This window comes from Kitasatospora sp. NPDC085879, from assembly GCF_040686255.1.
GTDB lineage: Bacteria > Actinomycetota > Actinomycetes > Streptomycetales > Streptomycetaceae > Kitasatospora.
This window is the reverse complement of the sequence record NZ_JBFBJZ010000061.1, coordinates 1-19002: the sequence shown is the minus strand read 5'-3', so window position 1 is coordinate 19002 and position 19002 is coordinate 1. Positions and strand designations below refer to the sequence as shown.

21 protein-coding genes are annotated in these 19002 nt (G+C 73.8%); 9 read left to right on the top strand and 12 right to left on the bottom strand.

Features of this window, described 5'->3' with window-relative positions:
• Nucleotides 1-74: 74 nt before the first annotated feature.
• The 5 genes from AB0P35_RS32880 to AB0P35_RS32860 form a co-directional block, all read right to left on the bottom strand.
• Nucleotides 75-932: an SDR family oxidoreductase gene (locus AB0P35_RS32880; protein ID WP_363518227.1), complete on the bottom strand. Its 858-nt coding sequence runs from the start codon at nucleotides 930-932 to the stop codon at nucleotides 75-77.
• A 52-nt stretch (nucleotides 933-984) separates the two neighbouring features.
• Nucleotides 985-1512 carry an NAD(P)H-dependent oxidoreductase gene (locus AB0P35_RS32875; protein WP_363518225.1) on the bottom strand — a complete coding sequence of 176 codons (528 nt, stop codon included), beginning with the start codon at nucleotides 1510-1512 and terminating at the stop codon, nucleotides 985-987.
• Between the two features lie 47 nt (nucleotides 1513-1559).
• Complete coding sequence (locus AB0P35_RS32870; protein WP_363518223.1) at nucleotides 1560-2453, bottom strand: LLM class F420-dependent oxidoreductase; 894 nt, start codon at nucleotides 2451-2453, stop codon at nucleotides 1560-1562.
• Nucleotides 2454-2466: 13 nt separating this feature from the next.
• A complete protein-coding gene (locus AB0P35_RS32865) occupies nucleotides 2467-2634 on the bottom strand; it encodes a hypothetical protein (RefSeq protein WP_363518221.1) in 168 nt (55 codons plus the stop codon).
• Nucleotides 2635-2752: 118 nt separating this feature from the next.
• The gene (locus tag AB0P35_RS32860) at nucleotides 2753-3451 is read right to left on the bottom strand and encodes an NAD(P)-binding domain-containing protein (protein ID WP_363518219.1); all 699 of its coding nucleotides are present in this window, start codon (nucleotides 3449-3451) and stop codon (nucleotides 2753-2755) included.
• Between the two features lie 107 nt (nucleotides 3452-3558).
• Between AB0P35_RS32860 and AB0P35_RS32855 the strand changes: the two genes are divergently transcribed.
• Nucleotides 3559-4137: a TetR/AcrR family transcriptional regulator gene (locus AB0P35_RS32855; RefSeq protein WP_363518217.1), complete on the top strand. Its 579-nt coding sequence runs from the start codon at nucleotides 3559-3561 to the stop codon at nucleotides 4135-4137.
• A 196-nt stretch (nucleotides 4138-4333) separates the two neighbouring features.
• Here the strand turns inward: AB0P35_RS32855 and AB0P35_RS32850 are convergent, their stop codons facing one another.
• Nucleotides 4334-4573, bottom strand: coding sequence for a DUF1918 domain-containing protein (locus tag AB0P35_RS32850; protein WP_363518215.1), 240 nt, complete (start codon nucleotides 4571-4573; stop codon nucleotides 4334-4336).
• A gap of 747 nt (nucleotides 4574-5320) precedes the next feature.
• On the opposite strand from AB0P35_RS32850, the gene AB0P35_RS32845 reads away from it, so the two are divergent.
• The gene (locus tag AB0P35_RS32845) at nucleotides 5321-5512 is read left to right on the top strand and encodes a hypothetical protein (RefSeq protein WP_363518213.1); all 192 of its coding nucleotides are present in this window, start codon (nucleotides 5321-5323) and stop codon (nucleotides 5510-5512) included.
• A gap of 18 nt (nucleotides 5513-5530) precedes the next feature.
• Here AB0P35_RS32845 and AB0P35_RS32840 read toward each other — a convergent pair whose 3' ends face one another.
• Nucleotides 5531-6073: a flavodoxin domain-containing protein gene (locus AB0P35_RS32840; RefSeq protein WP_363518211.1), complete on the bottom strand. Its 543-nt coding sequence runs from the start codon at nucleotides 6071-6073 to the stop codon at nucleotides 5531-5533.
• Nucleotides 6074-6259: 186 nt separating this feature from the next.
• Here AB0P35_RS32840 and AB0P35_RS32835 point away from each other — a divergent pair, with 186 nt between their 5' ends.
• From AB0P35_RS32835 to AB0P35_RS32825, 3 genes are all read left to right on the top strand, one after another.
• A complete protein-coding gene (locus AB0P35_RS32835) occupies nucleotides 6260-6781 on the top strand; it encodes a flavodoxin domain-containing protein (RefSeq protein ID WP_363518209.1) in 522 nt (173 codons plus the stop codon).
• A 46-nt stretch (nucleotides 6782-6827) separates the two neighbouring features.
• Nucleotides 6828-7460, top strand: a complete 633-nt coding sequence (locus AB0P35_RS32830; protein WP_363518207.1) for a hypothetical protein — start codon at nucleotides 6828-6830, stop codon at nucleotides 7458-7460.
• 112 nt (nucleotides 7461-7572) lie between these two features.
• The gene (locus AB0P35_RS32825) at nucleotides 7573-8382 is read left to right on the top strand and encodes a hypothetical protein (RefSeq protein WP_363518205.1); all 810 of its coding nucleotides are present in this window, start codon (nucleotides 7573-7575) and stop codon (nucleotides 8380-8382) included.
• Here AB0P35_RS32825 and AB0P35_RS32820 read toward each other — a convergent pair.
• The 5 genes from AB0P35_RS32820 to AB0P35_RS32800 all read right to left on the bottom strand — a co-directional run bounded on the left by AB0P35_RS32820 (nucleotide 8304) and on the right by AB0P35_RS32800 (nucleotide 16996).
• Nucleotides 8304-9050, bottom strand: coding sequence for an MBL fold metallo-hydrolase (locus AB0P35_RS32820; RefSeq protein WP_363518203.1), 747 nt, complete (start codon nucleotides 9048-9050; stop codon nucleotides 8304-8306). The genes AB0P35_RS32825 and AB0P35_RS32820 overlap by 79 nt on opposite strands.
• 8 nt (nucleotides 9051-9058) lie before the next feature.
• On the bottom strand, nucleotides 9059-11434 hold the full coding sequence (gene ppsA / locus AB0P35_RS32815; RefSeq protein ID WP_363518201.1) for a phosphoenolpyruvate synthase: 2376 nt from the start codon (nucleotides 11432-11434) through the stop codon (nucleotides 9059-9061).
• A 240-nt stretch (nucleotides 11435-11674) separates the two neighbouring features.
• Nucleotides 11675-14626 carry a cation-transporting P-type ATPase gene (locus tag AB0P35_RS32810; protein WP_363518199.1) on the bottom strand — a complete coding sequence of 984 codons (2952 nt, stop codon included), beginning with the start codon at nucleotides 14624-14626 and terminating at the stop codon, nucleotides 11675-11677.
• A gap of 1 nt (nucleotide 14627) precedes the next feature.
• Complete coding sequence (locus AB0P35_RS32805; RefSeq protein WP_363518197.1) at nucleotides 14628-15503, bottom strand: universal stress protein; 876 nt, start codon at nucleotides 15501-15503, stop codon at nucleotides 14628-14630.
• 125 nt (nucleotides 15504-15628) lie between these two features.
• Nucleotides 15629-16996 (bottom strand): nicotinate phosphoribosyltransferase, encoded by a 1368-nt coding sequence (locus AB0P35_RS32800; RefSeq protein ID WP_363518195.1) that lies wholly within the window; start codon nucleotides 16994-16996, stop codon nucleotides 15629-15631.
• A 204-nt stretch (nucleotides 16997-17200) separates the two neighbouring features.
• Here AB0P35_RS32800 and AB0P35_RS32795 point away from each other — a divergent pair, with 204 nt between their 5' ends.
• The 4 genes from AB0P35_RS32795 to AB0P35_RS32780 form a co-directional block, all read left to right on the top strand.
• Nucleotides 17201-17818 (top strand): OsmC family protein, encoded by a 618-nt coding sequence (locus AB0P35_RS32795; RefSeq protein ID WP_363518193.1) that lies wholly within the window; start codon nucleotides 17201-17203, stop codon nucleotides 17816-17818.
• Nucleotides 17797-18249, top strand: a complete 453-nt coding sequence (locus tag AB0P35_RS32790) for a CBS domain-containing protein (protein WP_363518191.1) — start codon at nucleotides 17797-17799, stop codon at nucleotides 18247-18249. Before AB0P35_RS32795 ends, AB0P35_RS32790 begins: the two co-directional genes overlap by 22 nt.
• Nucleotides 18246-18848 carry a CBS domain-containing protein gene (locus tag AB0P35_RS32785; RefSeq protein WP_363518189.1) on the top strand — a complete coding sequence of 201 codons (603 nt, stop codon included), beginning with the start codon at nucleotides 18246-18248 and terminating at the stop codon, nucleotides 18846-18848. Before AB0P35_RS32790 ends, AB0P35_RS32785 begins: the two co-directional genes overlap by 4 nt.
• The coding region (locus AB0P35_RS32780) for a universal stress protein (protein WP_363518277.1) at nucleotides 18848-19002 on the top strand (155 nt) is incomplete at its 3' end. The genes AB0P35_RS32785 and AB0P35_RS32780, both read left to right, overlap by 1 nt.

Sequence of the window (19002 nt, the reverse complement as noted above, 5' to 3'; positions counted from 1 at the left end):
TGGTCGGCGGACGCGCGCCGGGCCCGGCGGGGCCGGGGCGCGAGCGGGACGAGCCGTTCGCCGCGCGGGTCGTGTCAGACGGCAGCCGAGGAGGTGTGGGCGGTGAGTTCGGCGCTGACCTGCCACAGGCGGGCCGCAAGAGCGGTGTCGTACGAGACCTTGCTGGAGCGCCGGGGCTTGCTGTCGGCGAAGTAGCAGCCGGTGGTGTCGGCCACCTCCGGCGAGGCGGCGAGGTACACCGAAGTGGCGGCGCCCCTGGCGGGGCTGAGCATGAACGGGCGTACCAGTGGGGTGAGGATCCGGAAGGCGAACGAGGCGTCGTCCTTGCCGAAGTCGGTGCGCACCACGCCGGGGTGGAGGACGTTGGCGGTCACCCCGGTGCCGGCGAGACGGCGGGCGAGCTCGTAGGTGAACAGGACGTTGGCGAGCTTGGACTGGTTGTAGGCGCGCTGGCCCGAGTACCGCCGTGCGCCCTGGAGGTCGTCGAAGTCGATCCGTCCCATGGCCTGGGCGCCGGAGCTGACCGTGACGATCCGGGCGTGTCCGGCGGCCTTCAGCCGGTCGAGGAGGAGGCCGGTCAGCAGGAACGGGGCGAGATGGTTGAGCGCGAAGGTGTGCTCGATCCCGTCGACGGTGGTGCGGCGGGTGGCCCAGAAGCCGCCGACGTTGTTGACCAGGACGTCGAGCGTGGTGTGCTTCTCGCCGAACTCCCGGGCCAGGCGCCGGATCTCGGCCTGGGAGGACAGGTCGGCGGTCCACGGATCGACGGACGGGTTCCCGGTGGCGGCCCGCAGCTCGTCGGCGACGGCCCGGGTCTTGTCCGCGTCGCGGCCGACGACGGCCACCTGGGCGCCCCGGCGGGCCAGTTCGAGGGCGGTGGCCTTGCCGATGCCCGCGGTGGCGCCGGTGATCAGGACGGTCTTACCGGTCATGGGGCCGTTCATCGAAGTTCGCCTTTCGGGACGGAGGCGCTGGGGTGCCCGTTCAGGGGGTGAGCAGGGCGCGGTACTGCTTGGCGTGCAGCGAGAGGTCCTCGTCGGAGGCGGTCCGGGCGCCGAAGAGGACCAGGGGCGTGGCCAGGCGCATGCCGGTGAGGTGCGCGGTGGCATCGATCGGGCGCAGCAACTCGGCGATGGTGAAGCGGTTGTGGCCGTCGGTGCGGTAGGAGTGGGCGGGGCCGCCGGCGGAGGTGACGAGCTGGAGGGTCTTGCCGTGCAGGGCGGTGCCGCCGGGGCCGTACGCGAAGCCGAATTCCAGGACCTGGTCGATCCACGACTTGAGGACGGCGGGGACGGAGTACCAGTGCCAGGGGAACTGCCAGACGATGACGTCGTGTTCGCGCAGCAGCTGCTGCTCGCGGGCGACGTCGATCCGGCCGTCGGGGTAGGTGGCGGCGATGTTGTGGACGGTGACGTGCTCCAGGTCGCCTATCGCGTCGGCGAGGTGGGCCGTGACGCGGGAGGAGGCCAGGTCGGGGTGGGCGACGACGACCAGGGTGCGCCGGGTGGGCATGGGGTGCGGTTCTCCGGTGGTGGGGCGGGGTGGCGGTGCCGGCTTTCTCACAGGGGTGCCAGGAGCGGGACGATCTGCTCGCCGAGCCGGGAGACGACGGGGCGGGGGTCGGGTCCGAACGGCATGAGGTGAACCTCCTGCACGCCCATCGCGGCGTAGGCCTCCATCTCCCGGAGGAAGGTCCCGGTGGAGGCGGAGTCGGAGGGCGGGCCGCCGACGTACATGACACTGGTCGAGATGGTGGCCGGGTCGCGGTCCTCGCGCTTGCAGTGGTCGTGCAGCACCGCGAGCTTGGTGCGGAAGGTTTCGACGCCGTCGCCCGGCCGGACGGGGAGGTTCCAGGCGTCGGCGTACTTGGCGACCAGGCGCAGGGTCTTCTTCTCCCCGCCTCCGCCGATCATGACGGGCGGACGGGGCGTGCGCAGGGGCTGCGGCGAGTTGACCGTCTCGGCGAGCCGGTAGTGGCGGCCTTCGTAGCGGCTGCTGTCGTCGCTCCACATCCGGCGGACGATCTGCAGGGTCTCCTCCAGCCGCTCGAAGCGCTCCGCGAGCGGTGGGAACGGCACGCCCAGGGCGTGGTGCTCGCGTTCGTACCAGGCTGCGCCGAGTCCGAGGGCGGCCCGGCCGCCGGAGAGGACGTCCAGGGTGGAGACGATCTTGGCGAGCAGGCCGGGGTGGCGATAGGTCGTGCCGGTGACCAGCAACTGGAGCCGGACGGTGCTGGTGTGCGCGGCGAGATAGCCGAGGGTGGTGTAGCCCTCCAGCATCGGCGCGTCGATCTCGCCTAGGCCCATGCCGCCGATCTGCAGGTAGTGGTCCATCAGCGAGAGCGTGGCGATGCCGCCGTCCTCGGCGAGGGCAGCGGTCTCGGCGAGCACCGGCGCGATGGCCGGGGCGCCGCCGGGTACGTCGTACGAGACGAGGTGGATGCCGGTCTTCACCGGGGGCGTCCTTTCACGGGGCGAGCTGGACGGTGGCCGGGTCCTCGGCCGCCGATCGAGCCGGGGCCGTCACTACGCCGTCCTCGGCATGGACGACGCAGGCGCGGACCGCGGGCTCTTCGGCGATCGGCAACCCGAGGTCCTCGGCGTTCGTGACGCCGTGCAGGATCCTGCCGCCCATGGGACCGGTCCTGCTCGGCGGTGCAGGGCGGGGAGTGGTGGGCCGCACCGCCGTGAGGCCCGCCGGTTCGGGGTGCCGCTGCCGGAGGTTCCCGCCGACCGGCCGGTGCCGGCGCCGGTCAGGCGCCGGTGCGGGCGCCGGCGATGTGGAAGTTGAAGTCGGCGTGGCCGAGCGCGCCCCACAGACGCAGCCAGATCGGCAGCAGCATCTCGGTGCCGCGGGCGGTGGTGATGTCACCGAGGTCCAGGACGCTGGTGGCGGGCCAGCCGATGGAGACCAGGAGTTCGGTGACGGCCTTCTTGGCGTCGGCGTCGTTGCCGGAGACGAAGACGTGGTGCTCGCCGGGGACCTTGGCCGGGTCGACCATGATCTCGGCGTTCATGGTGTTGAGCGTCTTGACGACCTCTGCCTCGGGGAAGGCGCGCTGGATCTGCTCGCCGAGGCTGTCGGTGTTGACCGGGTTCAGCGACGGGGGCATGCCCTGGGAGAAGTCGAGCGGGTTGGCGATGTCCAGCAGCACCTTGCCGGCGAGGTTCTCTGCGCCCGCGAGGGCCAGCGCCTCCAGGGCACCAGCGCCGGAGGTGGCGTTGACGACGGCGTCGGCGCCGGAGGCGGCGTCGGTGTAGGTGGCCAGGAGGACCGCGGGGTTGGCCCGGTGCCACTGGGCGAACGGCGCCGTGCCCATGGCATCGGTTTCGGTCCGGGCGAGGGTGGCCTCCGGGTCGCGGGTGCCGACCGTGACCTCGTGGCCGAGGGAGGCGAGCTTGGCGGCGATGACCCGGCCGACGGAGCCGGTGCCGAGAACTGCGTAACGCATGTGGGGGTCCTTCCGGGGGCGGACGCTTCTGCCGGGCTGTCCGGTGTCCGGCGCCTACTTGAATCTAAACCGAGTCGTTCGGTATTGCAAGCGCCTATGCTGGCCGCATGGAGAAGACGCGGAAGGGCTGTCCGGGCGCCGCCGGTCGGCCGCGCTGCCCGGACAAGGAAACCGCCATCCTCGCCGCGGCACTCACCCTGCTGACCCGGCATGGCTTCACCCGGATGACGCTGGACAACGTCGCCCGAGCCGCCGGGGTGAGCAAGGCCACCATCCACCTGCGCTGGAGGACCAAGACCGAACTGGCCGCCGCCGCCCTCGCCACGCTGCGCCCGTGCGCCGCGCCGCACACCACGGGTGACGTGCGCGCCGACCTCGCCGCCCAGCTCGCCGACCTCGCAGCCGTCCTCACCCGCACCGGCGGCATGGCCCTGATCGGCACCTGCCTCGCCGAGGAGGACCACACTCCCGATTTGCTGGAACTGCTGCGTGAACACGCGGTGATTCCGCGCCGCGCCGGCCTCGTACGCGTCCTCGACCAGGCCCGTGCCGCGGGCACTGCCGCCATTGACCTGGACGCCGAGTCGCTCGCCTCCGCCCTGCTGGGCGTCTTCTGCGCCGACTACCTCGCCGGTCGTACCGCTGGTCCCGGCTGGGCCGACCGCATCGTGGCAGCCCTGCTCTGACGCGGAGCCGACACGCCTGCGTGTGCGACCCGGGGACCCCAGGCGGCCGGAGTCCGGCCCCACGGACCTCCTGACGCCGGTGGGGCGGCAGTCCACGCGAGCCGGTTGCAGGACCGCCGGAGACGAGCGTCCGTGCATGGCCACACTCGCCGGAAGCGCGGCCGGCCGGCCGCACGCACCTGGCGCGGCGGAGGCCTCAGTCGGCGAAGGTGTGGAGCACACCCGCCACCCGCTCGCCCTGCCCGAGGTGCTCGAAGTGGTGCAGCTGAGTGTCCGGGCCGGGGAAGAACATGGACACCCGGCCGGTCTCCGACCAGCACACGTCCCAGGGCGGGCTGCCGTCCGGATGGTGCAGGGCCACGATCTCCCCGTCACGCCGTGCGGCGCCGGGCCGGGTGGCGTTCACGATGACCCGATCCCCGATGTCGGCCTTCATGACGGGCCTCCGTCCTCGCACAGCCCCGGCGTGTCCTCGAACCTCCCGGGCGCGCCCGGGCCCCTCCTCGGGTCCACACCAGCAGGAGTCCGCCGGTGCCACCAGGGCCGGTCGGGCCCCACGCCCGGGCCGAACGGCCCCGGCGACCTGAGATCCGTCCGCCCGGGCATCGCGGCCGGTCGGCGCTAGGGACCGGCCGGAGCCCGCACGAGGCTGGGGACCGCCCGCACGGAGGAGACGGCCATGGCCACCCGGACGAGCGACGCACCGCAGCCGCTGCTGGCCGCCACCGGTGTCCGCTAGGTCTACCAGGCCGGTACCGTCGAAGTGGCCGCCCTGCGGGACCTTCGACACCCCGTCCCATTGCGGTCTACGTCATCCTCGGTATCCTCGCCGCCTTCTCCGCCGTGGTCCTGGTCAGCGAGAACCAGCACGCCGTGCTGCGGCCGCTGCGCCGCCTGATGAACCGTCCCACCCAGCGACCGCCGTCGTCGGGGAGCCCGACTGCGCGACGAGCGGCATCGCCTTCCGCGACCGGCTGCCCGGCCTGCCCGACGACAGGGCCGTCTGGAACGCCCTCGCCACCCATCCCGGCTACGTCGTGCTGGACAACTTCTTCGGCCACACCGACGGCCCCAGCGGCCGGTTCTACGCCCCCGGTGACACCCTCGTCCTCACCGACCCGGTGACCGGCCGCGCGGCGCCGAAGTGCGGACGGCCTGCTCGCCCAGCCGGCGCACCATCGGCGTGCTCACCACCTGGCTGATGTACCAGAAGAGCTCCGCCTTCACCGGCCTCGACGGCGGCTTCCCCGTCGAGTGGGCCCAGATCGGGGTACTCGCCGCCCTCACCCTCGCCGCCTCCCTCCTGACCGCCGCGGGCCCGGCCCGTCGCGCCGCGCGAATCAGGCCCGCCCTCGCCGTCCGCCTCCCGGACTGACCGTCCGATCGACCGCGTTCAGCTGTCCGACGTGGCCCCGAACTCCGCCGCGACGGCCGCCGCCCATGCGTCCACCTCGTCCCAGTCCGTGCACTCGCCGTAACGTCCGCCCATCAGCCGGAAGACCAGCCGACCGGTCGCCGGCCAGTGCTCCGGCGCCACCGTCCCCGCGAAGTCGTGCCGGCCGCCGGGTGCGACCGCGGCCAGGAGATCGGCAGGTAGCTCCGGGCCGGAACGCGCCCTGAGCCGCCGCAGGCACCGGGCCACGACCGGAGGGAAGGCGCTGCTCCGCTCCCCGACGAGACTCACACTGAACAGCCGGACCGGCCGCCCGGCGAGCGCCCTGGCACCCCGCCGGACGAACTCGACCGCCTCGGGCAGCCACCTGCCGTCGTGGACGGCGCTGCCCAGTACCGCCGCGTCGCAGTCCGGGAGACCGGCGGCCGGCTCCAGCGGGCCGAGGACCGTGCGGTGGCCGTACGACTGCAGACGACCGGCGATCCGCTCGGCAATGTGACGCGTCGAACCGTGCGTACTCGCGTAACCGACAAAGATCTGCACGCCGCCACTCCTCGTCCGATTCATCCGGTCCCTCCATCACACGCCCGTGCGTCGCCGACCAGCAGGGACCGTTCGGCCCTCGGATCGGGACACCAGGCCCTGTCGCCAGCGTCCGGGCCGGGACGAAGCTGGAAGCGCAAGCCGAACCGGGCTCGCTCCGGGAGCCGATTCCGCGGGAGGCGCACCATGACGAAGCAGCGAGTCCTCGTGGCCTACGGAACCAAGCACGGCGCAACGGCCGGCATCGCCAGGGAGATCGGCCGGGTGCTCGACGAGGAAGGCTTCACGACTGAGGTCCTCCCCGCCGCCGAGGTCACTACCGTGGCGGACTTCGACGCCGTCGTCCTCGGCAGCGCGATCTACATGAACCACTGGCAGCACGACGCGCTCCGCTGCGCCCACCGCCACGCGGACGAGCTGGCGCGGCGGCCCGTCTGGCTGTTCAGCAGCGGGCCGGTCGACAGCTCCGCGGAACAGCACGAGATCCCGCCGGTCGCCCAGGTGGCCGACGAGATGGAGCGCCTGCACGCGCGCGGGCACGTCACCTTCGGCGGCAGCGTGACCGCCGAAACGCCCGGCTTCGTCGCCCGCAGCATGGTCCGGCACGACAAGGGCGGCGACTTCCGGAGCTCCGAGCACATCCGGCGCTGGGCCCGGGAGATCGGCGCCGAACTCCGTGCGGACGAGGCCGCCCCGGCCGACGGCTGACAGTCCGTCAAGACGGCGCTCCGCCAGGAGACAGAGGAGGCGTGCCATGCCCGCCGCATCCACCGGGCCCGGCCCGCCCGAGACAGGCCGTTCGGTCCGCCGCCACCTCCGCCGGGCCGTCGGCCTCGACCACAACCCGCTCTGCCGCAGGGCCGACCGCGCCCGCAGCCGACTGCTCGTCGGCGCCGTCCTGCTCGCCGTGCTGTCGGTCGCTGCTGCCCTGGTGACCGCCCAGGTCCTGCTGCATGACATGCGCGCCGACGCCCGCCGGATGGCCGTGCACCGCCACCCGGCAACGGCCACGACCCTCGCGGCGGCCGCGGACATCCCGGGCCGCCCGCTCGACACGGTCGGCGCCCCGGCCACCTGGACGGTCGCTGGCGCGGACCGGACGGGCACCGTCGCGGTGCCGAGCGGCACACCACAGGGCACGAAGGTGCCGATCTGGGTGGACGACGCCGGAGCAGTCGCCGAACCGGCCCCGGCCGACAGTCAGTTGGCCGTGTCGGCAGCCAGCTACGGCCTGATGGCGCTGGCCGCCGCGGGCACCGTGTCCACCGCCGCCTTCGTCCTGCGCCGCGGCGTGCTCGACCACCGGACCGCCGACACCTGGGAGGACGACTGGAAGCTCGTCGAACCGCTCTGGTCCGGCCGCACCGACCGGCCCGGCAAGCCCTAGCACGCCAGCGTCAGGCAGTCACCGTGCCCGGGCCCTGCCCGGTCGGACCGGCCGCCGGGCCCATCGGCCCTGGCCGTGCCACCCGCGCCGGAGGGCGGTGGAGGGAGTCGCCATGTCCGTCACCGAACCGCCGGTGTCCGCGGCCGAGGCATTGCTCGCCGACGGGACAGCCGTCCTCGTGAGGGTCGTCGAGGCCGGCGACCGCGCCGCTGTCCTGGACCTGCACGAGCACGGGATGTCCGAGGAGAGCCGCCGGATGAGGTTCCTCGGTACGAGCCGCCGGGCTGCCGGGATGGTCGCCGACCGGCTGTGCGGACCCGGTCGGGCCAAGGTCCTGGCCCTCGGAGCCTGCCAGGAGGACGCCGACCGGCCGCTCCGCGCGCTGCTGGACGGCCCGGGCCGCCGACACCTGCCGGTCGCGGCTGTCCTGCTGGACCAGGAGGTGCCCGTCCAGTACCGGACCTGCGCGGACGGTGGACAGCTCCCGTCCTACTCGGACCCGGCCGCCGCCGCACGGGCCCTCGCCCACGCCCGGTACGGCGCGGGGTGGCTGGCCGAACCGCCCTCCGCCCCGGTGGCCCCGCCGGCCGCCGACACAGCGGGCGCCCGCCGACGGGTCGACGCGTTCCTCGCCGCCCACCCCGGCGGAGGCTGGCTCGACCCCAGGTGCACAAGAGTGCCGAGGGCGCCGTCCGCCTCGGCATCGGCAGCGAGACCCGGGCACGGGAGTGCTACCGGGACTTCCGCGCCCGCTTCGGCGAGCGGACGGCCGGCATGGTGTTCCAGCCCATGGCCGCACCCGGCGGCGCCCCTGCTGCTCGGCCGCGCCGGTCCCGCCCCCCGTCAGCCGATCAGGACGCGCTCGACCGCGCGGGCGAACCATTCGCGGGCGGCGGTCTCCTCGTGGCGGCGGTTGCCGTAGGTCGACTCCATCAGCAGCACGTCCGCCCCGCTGAAGGGCTCCGGCGGGCGCAGCAGGGGGTGGACCGGGCGGCCGAGGTCGCCGCTGGCGGCGAGGGTGTGGCCGTCCTCCAGGGTGAGGTGGGCCCAGGCGGAGCCGAGGATGTGCCCGGCCCGGTGCAGGTGCAGGACGGTACCGGCCGTGATCTCGACGTCCGTGTCCTGCGGGACGGGGTCGAACATGCGCAGGGTGTTCTCGACGTCCTTCTCGTCGTACAGCGGTTCGGCGGGGTGGTGCTTGGACCAGCCGTGCTCGTTCGCGTGGTCGGCGTCCTCGCGGAGCAGGTGGGCGCTGTCGCGGAGGATCAGTTCGGCGAGCCGTGCGGTGTCCGGGGTGGTCAGGACGGGGCCGCGGAAGCCGTCGCGGACCAGTCGGGGCAGGTAGCCGCAGTGGTCGAGGTGGGCGTGGGTCAGCACGACGGCGTCGACGTCGGCCGGGTCGAGCGGCAGCGGACGGCGGTTGCGGCGGCGCAGTTCGGCGAGGCCCTGGAAGAGCCCGCAGTCGACCATGAGCCGTGCGTGGTCGGTCTCGACCAGGAACTTGCTGCCGGTGACGGTGCTGACGCCGCCGAGGAAAGTGAGCAGGCCCGGCCGGGGCGCAGGGCTCGGGGTGTTCGGTGCGGTGTTCACGGCGGTCCTCACTCCGTGCGGTGCCGGCCGTGCTCCGCCGCCGCGACCTGCTGCTTGACGGCGGCGAAGCTGTCCGGGGTGACCGAGATCGAGTCGATGCCGACGTCGACCAGGAAGCGGGTGAACGCGGGGTCGTTGCTGGGGCGTTGGCCGCAGAGGCCGACATGGCGGCCGGCCGCGTGGGCGGTGGCGATCAGTGTCGCGATGCTGCGGGTGACCGCCGGGTTGCTCTCGTCGAAGAGGTGGGCGAGCAGGTCGGAGTCGCGGTCGACGCCGAGGGTGAGCTGGGTGAGGTCGTTGCTGCCGATGGAGAAGCCGTCGAACCGTTCGGCGAACTCCTCGGCGAGCAGGATGTTCGCCGGGATCTCGGCCATCACGAAGACCCGGAGCCCGTTGCGGCCCCGGTGGAGGCCGTTGTCCGCCATGACGGCGAGCACGCGGTCGGCCTCCTCGGGGGTGCGGCAGAAGGGGATCATGACCACCAGGTTGGTCAGCCCCGTCTCGTCGCGGACCCGGCGCAGGGCCCGGCACTCGAGGGCGAAGCCCTCCCGGTAGCGGTCGTCGTAGTAGCGGCTCGCACCGCGCCACCCGATCATCGGGTTGGCCTCCACGGGCTCGAACGGTGCGCCGCCTACCAGCCGCGCGTACTCGTTGGTCTTGAAGTCGCTGGTGCGCACGACCACCGGGTCCGGCCAGCGGGAGGCGGCGATCCTCGCCACACCCTGGGCCAGCCGGTCGACGAAGTAGTCGGCGTGGTCGGGGTATCCGTCGGCCAGCGTGTCCACCTGCCGCCGGTCCTCGTCGGACAGCCGCTCGGGGTGGAGCAGTGCCATCGGGTGGACACGGATCTGATGGGCCACCAGGAATTCGGTCCGTGCGAGCCCCACCCCGTCCGCGGGCAGACGCCACCAGCGGAATGCCGCTGCCGGGTCGGCCAGGTTCAGCATGATTTTGGTGCGGGTGGCGGGCAGCGAGTCGAGGTCGGTCTCCGATTCCTCGAAGTCGACGTTCCCCCGGTAGACATGGCCCTCGGCACCCTCCGCGCAGGAGACGGTGACCGGCAGCCCGTCGGCCAGGACCTCGGTCGCCCGACCGGTGCCCACCACGGCCGGCACGCCGAGTTCACGGCTGACGATCGCCGCGTGCGAGGTGCGTCCCCCGTGGTCGGTGACGATCGCCGACGCCTTCTTCATCAGCGGCTCCCAGTCGGGGTCGGTGATCGCGGTGACCAGGACGGCCCCGGCGGGGAAGAGGTCGATCTCGACCGGGCTGCGCAACCGGCTGACCGGGCCGGCACCGATCGCCTCACCCACGGCGATGCCATCGACCAGCCGCTGCCCGGTGCCGGTCAGCCGGTACCGCCGCAGCACGGCCCCACTGCGCCGGGACTGCACGGTCTCCGGCCGGGCCTGCACGACGAACAGCTCGCCGCTGCGGCCGTCCTTCGCCCACTCCAGGTCCATCGGGCAGCCGTAGTGCCCCTCGACGGCGACCGCCCACTCGGCCAGCCGCCGCACCTCCGCGCGGTCCAGCACCAGAGCGGCACGCTCCTCCTCCGAGGTCTCGACGATCCGGGTGAGGCCCTCCTCGCCGTACACCGACTTGTGCCGCTTGGGCCCGCACACGCTCTGCAGCACCGGGTCGAGCCCCGGGTCCTTCAGCAGCGGCTTGAACACCAGGTACTCATCGGGATCGACCCGGCCGCTGACCACCGTCTCCCCGAGCCCCCATGCGGCACTCACCACCACCGCACCGGGAAACCCGCTCTCCGGGTCCAGAGTGAACATCACGCCCGATCCGCCGAGGTCCGAGCGGACCATCAGCTGCACGCCCACCGACAGGGCCACGGCGAGGTGGTCGAACCCGAGCCGCTCGCGGTAGTCGATCGCCCGGTCGGTGAACAACGACGCGAAGCAGCGCCGGCAGGCGTCCAGCAGGGCCTCGCGCCCACGGACGTTGAGGAAGGTCTCCTGCTGCCCGGCGAAGCTCGCCTCCGGCAGGTCCTCGGCAGTGGCGCTGCTGCGCACGGCCACGTCCGGATCGGCCCTGCCGGCCTCGCGGCCCAGCCGCGCGTAGCCGTCCGCGAGCTCGTCGGCCAGCGTGTCGGGCAGGGGCGTCGCCAGGATCGCCGTCCGCACGGCGGCGCCCACGTCGGCGAGCGGATCACCGGCTCGGAGCCGGTCGAGCTGCGCGGCGATTTCGTCCCGCAGACTGCCCTGTGCCAGGAACTCGCGGAAGGCGTCGGCCGTCGTCGCGAAGCCGTCGGGAACGCGGACGCCGGCCGGCCCGAGGTGCGCGACCAGCTCGCCCAGGGAGGCGTTCTTGCCGCCCACCAGGCCGACATCGCCCCGTTCGAGGCTGGCGAACCAGATCACTCGGCGCATGGCTTCTCTCCCCGGACGGATTCAGTAGGGCAACCGGCGGCCCGACGGCGTGCGCAGGCCGAGCGGCGGAAGCGGACGGGACGGGGGGCCGGGACGCCTCGCGATCCTGGTCTGAGGCACGGCTGCCACCTCCTCGGAAGCCTTCGGCGGGGGCCGGTGCTTCCACCATCCGTCCGGCCGGTGCCGGCTCCCAGGGCCCTGTGCCCCGGACCGGTGGGCCAACCGGCCCACAGTTCCCGGTCAGCCGGGACGGTGCGGGTCGCCTCCGGGAAGGCGCCCGTGCCCCGCGCCGATGCGCTGGGCGTGCGCCACGATGTCGGCCGCTGCGTGCTCCCCGACGCCCAGGGCGTGGATCAGCCGGTGGGCGCTCCAGCCGTGCCGGGCGAGCAGCACCGGCAGCGGATGGTGGCCGGTCTCCTCACCCGCCGGTACGGGCGGCGAAGGCAGCACCGCGGACGGAACGGTCGCGGCGCCCGCCCTGCGGCGGACGGCGGCCCTGCGGAGCTCGTCCGCACCCCAGACCACCAGCGGGAAGGGGAGCAGCACGGCCAGCTGTGCCGGGCCGAGGGCGGCCGTGCCGAACAGGCCGTGCAGTGCGGGGACGTAGACGATCGTGGCCGCGAACGCCAGGGAGAAGGCGATGCCGCCGAGCAACTGGCGGTTGCTGAACAGCCCGATCGACCGCAGCGAGGCCCGGTCGGTGCGGGCGGCGAAGGCGGTGCCGATCTGGCAGGCCACGATGCCCAGCCAGGCGACGGTGGTGGCCTGCTGGTACAGGTGGTGGAGAGGGCTGCCGGGGCCGGTGGGATCGCCCGGGTGCCAGCCGCCGGCGGTCAGGGTGAGGAAGTAGCCGCCCATGACGAGCGCGGCGGAGATCAAGCCGAGGAATCCCCAGGCCCTGGCCAGCATGGCGGGCCGGATCACCTTCTCGTCCCGAGGCCGTGGCGGACGGTCCATCAGGCCCGGTTCGGCGCGTTCCCGGCCGAGGGCGAGTGCGGGCAGGGTGTCGGTGCCGAGGTCGACCGCGAGGATCTGCATCACCGTCAGCGGCAGCGGCACGGCGCCTCCGGCCAGGGCGAAGACCAGGAAGGGAACAACCTCGGGCACGGCGTGCGCGAAGATGTAGACGATGAACTTGCGGATGTTGTCGTAGGTACGCCGTCCCTCCTCGACGGCGGCGACGATGGTGGCGAAGTCGTCGTCCGTGAGCACCATGGTGGCCGACTCGCGGGCGACCTCGGTGCCGGACCGGCCCATGGCGACGCCGATGTCGGCCCGGCGCAGCGCGGGCGCGTCGTTGACGCCGTCCCCGGTCATGGCCACGGTGTTGCCCTCGGCGCGCAGGGCGTCGGCGATCCGCAGCTTGGCCTCGGGCGAGGTCCGGGCGAACACCACCTCCTCGCCCCGGGCGAGCAGCGCGTCGAGCCGGTCGTCGCCCAGGGCGTCGAGTTCGGTGCCGGTGACGATCCGCATACCGCGGTGGCCGATGCCGACCTGTTCGGCGACGGCCGCGGCGGTGAGCCCGTTGTCGCCCGTGACGACGTGCACGGTGATGCCGGCGCGGTGGGCCCGGGCGATCGCGTCGGCGACCTCCGGCCGGGGCGGGTCCGCCATCGCGACCAGGCCGAGCAGGCACAGGTCCCGTTCGGCGTCCTCCCGGCGCCCCGGCGGCGGCAGCCCGTGATCGAGCGGTTTCACCGCGACCGCCAGCACCCGCAGGCCGCGTGCCGCGAGCCGGCCGACCTCGTGCACCACGGTCGCGCGGTCCCCGGCGGTCATGGCCCGTTCGACCCCGTGGTCGCGCAGGGACGCGGCATGGGCGAGGACCTCCTCCGGTGCCCCCTTGGTGTGAAGCACCGTGCCGCCGCCGCGCCGGTCGGCCGTGGTCATCAGCTTCAGCCGGGGGTCGAACCGGAACAGGGCCAGCCGGCCGCCGTCCCGGGGCCCGACCCGGCAGGGCACGCCGAGGCGGTCGGCGAGGTCGAGCAGGGCCAGCTCGGTCGGATCGCCGTGTGCGGTGTCCGGGTCGGCGGTGGTGCAGATCGCGGCCGCTTCGGCGAGGTCGCGCATCCCGGTGCCGTCCGCCCGGCCGTCCGCCTGCGTCTCGCCGGCCGGTGTCCACACAGTGGTGACCCGCATCCGGTTCTCGGTCAGGGTGCCGGTCTTGTCGGTGCAGACGACGGTGGTCGACCCGAGGGTCTCCACCGCGGACAGCCGTTTGACGACCGCCCCGCGCCGGGCCAGGTCGCGGACACCGGAGGCGAGGGCGAGCGTGATGGTCGGCAGCAGGCCCTCGGGCACGTTGGCGACCAGCAGGCCGACGGCGAAGGTCACCGCGGCGGTCAACGAGAGGCCGGCCGCCAGGCCCATCGGCAGGAAGGCGAGCCCGACACCCACCGCGATCACCGCGATCAGCCGGGCGACCCGCTTGACCTGGTGCTCCAGCGGGCTCTCCTCGCGGCGGGTGCGCTGGCTCAGGGCCGCGATGCGCCCGAGCTCGGTGTGCATGCCGGTGGCCGTCACCACCGCCACGGCCTGCCCGCCGGTGCACGCCGAGCCGGAGAACACCAGGTCGCGGGCGTCCAGCAGCGGACCGGTGACGTCGAGCGTCTCCGCGGAGCGGAAGACCGGGACGGACTCGCCGGTCAGCGCCGAGAGGTCGACCTCCACGCCGCCCGAGACCAGCCTGGCGTCGGCGGACACCCGGTCGCCCTCCTCGACCACCAGGACGTCGCCCGGCACGAGATCCGTGGCCGGGACCTCGCTGCGCACGCCGCCGCGGACCACGGTGGCGCGGTCCGGAAGGAAGTCCGCCAGTGCCTCCACCGCCTGCTCGGCCTGCCGTTCCTGCACGAAGGCGAGCAGGGCGTTCAGCACGATCACCGCGGCGATCGCCACCGCCAGTGCCGGGGCGCCGCTCACCAGGGCGAGCACGGCTGCCAGTGCGAGCAGGACGGCCAGCGGGTGGGTGAACTGCTGCACCAGCTCGCCGGGCCAGCGCCGTCCGCCCCGCCGGGCCAGGGCGTTCGGCCCGTGGACGGTCAGCCTGCGGCTTGCCTCCCGCTCGGCCAGGCCGTCCGGCGAGGTCCGCAGGTCGCGGAAGAGGAGTTTGACCGGCTCGCGCGGGTCCGGCCCCGGCGCCCCGGTGTCCTCCCGAGGCGGCCGGAGGGTCCCGGTCCGTTCGCCGGACACGTCAGCGGCGGTGGTCGGCGGGCGGCGGGACGGTGACGACCGGGCAGTGCGCGTGGTGCAGCAGCCCGTGCGGGACGGAGCCGAGGCGCATGCCGGTGAACCCCCCGTGGCCCCGCCGGCCGACCACCACGGCCAGGGCGTGGGCCGAGGCGGCGGCCAACTGTTCGACCGGGTGCCCGACCAGCACGTCGTGGGTCACCCGGACGTCGGGATGGTCACCGCCCCGTCCGGCCGTGGTCTCGGACAGCTGCCGGCGGAGGGTCTGCACGGCGTCGTGGTCGTCGGCCGGCCAGATCACGGGCCGCTGCCACACCCACACGGCCCGCAGCCGGGCCCCGCGGCGGGCCGCCAGGTCGAACGCGAAGTCCACGGCCGCCGCCGACGACCGGCTGCCGTCCACCCCCACCACCACGTACGGCGGCTGCTCGGTCACGTGTTCCGGCGCGCCGACCACGACGACCGGGCACCGTGCCTGGGCGCTCAGCGGAACGGTGACCGACGACGCGCTCAGCCACTCCTCGACATGGCTGAGGCGCCGCGACCCGACGACCACCAGCTCGGCGTGCCGGGACTCCTCGCACAGGACCTGATCCGTGACCCCCTCGACCGTGTCGGACGTGATCTCCAGGTCCGGGTGGCGTTCACGGGCCAGCAGGGCCGCCCTGTCGAGGACCACGCCGCCCTCCCGGTGCTGCTCCTTCAGACTGCCGACCCACTCGGCGCCGGTGAACCCGAACGGCGGCGGAGAGACGGCGTGGACCAGTCGCAGTGTCCGGCCTGCACGGTCGGCCTCGTCCGCGGCCCAGGCCACGGCCATAGGAGTAGGAGCCGGGGCGTCGACGCCCAGCACGATCGGACGGCGTGCGGCGGGTTGCATGGCTTCCTCCACCCGTGAGCGGTCAGGGTCTCGCTGCCACGCTACGGCCGGCGACAGCCGGCCCGGGAGGGCCGACCGGCCCCGCCGCCGGGGCCGGTACGCACTCCTGGCAGTGCCCACCGGCCTCAGCCACGGCGGCCGGGCAGCGCCGCGGTCGCGTTGTTCGTGCTCCGCTGGCCGGACTCAATGCGCTGCCGGACATCGTTGGTGAGTCGGACGAGTCCGTCGGACCACGCCGTCGTCGGCGGCCGCGGGTCGGCGATATACCGGGCGGTCGCGGGGAGAGCAGCCAGGTCGGATTCGAACGCCGACCGGGCCGCCTCAAGGGCATATGGCCCGTCCAACCGCTGTCCGCCCGTCATCACTATGCGCAGCACGGGGACGGTCCCCGGCGGAGCGGTCTCCGTCCTCAGAGCGACCGTGTCGGAGAAGTTCCGGCCGCGGAAGACCTGCTTGGCACCGGGCGCCGTGGCCTTGCCCGCGGAGAGCTTCATCATCGGCTGGCCATCGTAGGAGACCAGTTTGTAGGCGGCGTCCAGGTACGGGGCGTCCGCTGCCACACCCACACGGGTGCCGACGGCGAAGACGTCGATCGGTGCCCCTGCGGTGAGCAGGTCGGCGATGCCGTATTCGTCGAGGCCGCCACTGACCGTGATCTTTACATCCGGCAACCCGGCGGCGTCGAGGATCCGTCGCGAAGCCACGGACAGTTCCAGGAAGTCACCGCTGTCCAGGCGGACTGCGCAACCCTCGTGCAGGTCGAGTTCCCGCAGCACCTGGGCGGCCGTGGTCACCCCCGCCCGCGTGTCGTAGGTATCGACCAGGAAGGTCACCGGCCCCGGGTGCGCCCGGGCGAAGGCCCGGAAGGCCGTTGCCTCGTCGCCGAACGCCTCGATGTACGAGTGGGCCATGGTGCCGACCGCCCGCAAGCCGTACCTGCCGGCCGCGGCCACGTTGCTCGTTCCCGCGAAGCCCACCAGGCCGCCGAGCCGGGCGGCGTGGTCCCCCGCCTGCAGGCCGTGGGTGCGCCGCAGCGAGAAGTCCACGACCGGCCGCCCTGCCGCGGCGATGACGCAGCGGGCCGCCTTGCTCGCCACCGCCGTCTGGTGGCACACCTGGTTGAGCAGGTAGGACTCGACCAATTGCGCTTCGGGCAGCGGCGCGGTCACCTCCAGCAACGGCTCGCCGGCCAGCACGATCCGCCCCTCGGGCACCGCCCACACCTCGCCGCTGAACCGCAGCCCGCACAGCGGCGCCAGGTCCGCAGTCGGCCGGCCGAGCGCAGCGGCGAACGCCCGCACGTCCTCCTCGTCCACGCGGAAGCCCGCAAGGTATTCCAGAGCCGATTCGATCCCGGCGGCGACGAGGAAGCCACGCCCGGGCGGAAGGTTCCGGACGAACAGGCTGAACGTCGCCGGGGCGGTCATGCTCTCCCGGAGGTAGGAGTGAGCCATCGTCACCTCGTACAAGTCGGTGATCCTGGCCGTCGACATGGTGCCTCCTCGGCCGAAGGGCGGCCCCTTGCCAGCGTTCCACCGCAGACCGGAAGGCGCTCAGGGCCGAACGGCCCTGTCCACGGGGTACCCACGGCCCCGGTGGGTCACATCCGGTCGGCCCTGGCCGCCACGCGCAGGACGGGCTGTCCTGGGAACAGGAGCGCGCGCCCGCTGCCGCCGCGCGGAGCACGGAGAATCGTCATGGCGACCCCGACCCGCCCGATGAACACCGCGTCCGGAGGACCGGTCCTCGTCACCCGCCCAGACCCCGCCGACCCGGGCCCGGTGGTGCTCGACCTCGGGGGCGTTGGACGGGCGGCGCTGACGTGCGCTGAGGCCAGGGACGTGGCCGCGGCCCGGCTCCGCGAAGCGGCCGCCGCAGAAGGCCCGCACGGACCCCGACACACCGGGGCGGTCCACCTGCGCGGCGACCGGTACGCCGTCTCCGTCCGCGGCCACGTGCTCACCGTCGACCAGCCGGTGGCGGACGGCGGGGTCGACACGGCGCCGACTCCGCTCGAACTGTTCACCGCATCCGTCGCCAGCTGCGTCGCCCACTGCGCGGGCCGGCACCTGACCCGGCACAGCATCGACCCCGAAGGGTTGCGGGTGACGGTGGACCACCGGATGGCGACCGACCGGCCCGCGCGGATCGCTTTGGCCGACGTCCCCGTCATCGCCCCCCGGCTGCCGAAGGAGCGGGCGACCGGGCTGCTCGATGTGCCATCGCACCGCACGGTCCACCCCATGCCGGCCCACCCGCCCGAGGTGACCGTCGCGGTGAGGGAGGTCGACCCGTGCGCGTCTCGGACCTCATGATCTCGCCCCCAGTGACCGTGGCGCCCGACAGCACCGCCGCCGAGGCCGCGCGGCTGATGGCCGACCGGGCGATCGGCTGCGTCCTGGTGGCGGACAGCCGGGCCCTGCTCGGCGTCCTCACCGACCGCGACCTCGTCGTCCGAGTGCTGGCCGGGGACGCGGACCCGCACAGGTCGGTGGCCAGGCTGATGTCGGCCCCGCCGCTGACCGTCGACGCCGACGACGAACTCACCGCCGCCTACCGGGCGTTCCGCCGCACCGGCGTGCGCCGCCTGCCCGTACTGCGGGACGGCGAGCCGGTCGGCGTCATCACCGTCGACGACCTCTTCCTCGACGTCCTGCAGCACCTCGCCGACCTGCTCGGCCCGGTCTCCCGGAGCACCCTGCACGACGAGACCGCCGCGCCGCCCCCCGAAAGGACCACGCCATGAACAGCACCTGGAGCACCGTCGGCGACGTGATGACCCACGCGGTCGTCGCGGTGGGACGGGACGCCGACTTCCGGGAGATCACCGACACCCTGCAGCAGTGGCAGGTCAGCGCAGTACCGGTGCTGACCGGCGACGGCAGGGTGATCGGCGTCGTCTCCGAGGCCGACCTGCTCACCGCCCAGGACCGCGAACCCGGGACCTTCCAGGGCATGACCGCCGGCGCCATGATGACCACGCCCGCCGTGACCGTCCACCCGGACAGCCCGATCGCCGAGGCCGGCCGCTCGATGGCCCGGATGCACCTCAAGCGCCTGCCGGTCGTCGACGCCGAGGACTGCCTGGTCGGCATCGTCAGCCGTGGGGACCTGCTCAAGGTCCACCTGCGCGAGGACGGGGAACTGGTCGGCCAGGTCCGCTTCGAACTGATCGCGGCCCTCCGCCCGGCGGACGCCTCCGGTCTCGAGGCGCAGGCCGACGACGGGCGGATCACGCTGACCGGCAGCCTCCCCGACACGGCGATGGCCGCGCTGCTCGAACACCTGGTCAAAGGTGTGCCGGGCGTGGTCGACGCCCAGGTCCGGCTCGGCGTCCCGGCCTGATGGGGGTCGGCGCCGTGGACGCCGCGGTGCTGCCCGTGATGGTCGTGATCGACGGATCGACCGGCGCGTCGGCCGTCGCCGACTGGGCCGCGGCCGAGGCCGGGCGTCGCGGTGCGCCGCTGTGCCTCGTCCACCCGCTGCCCCGGCCGGTGGC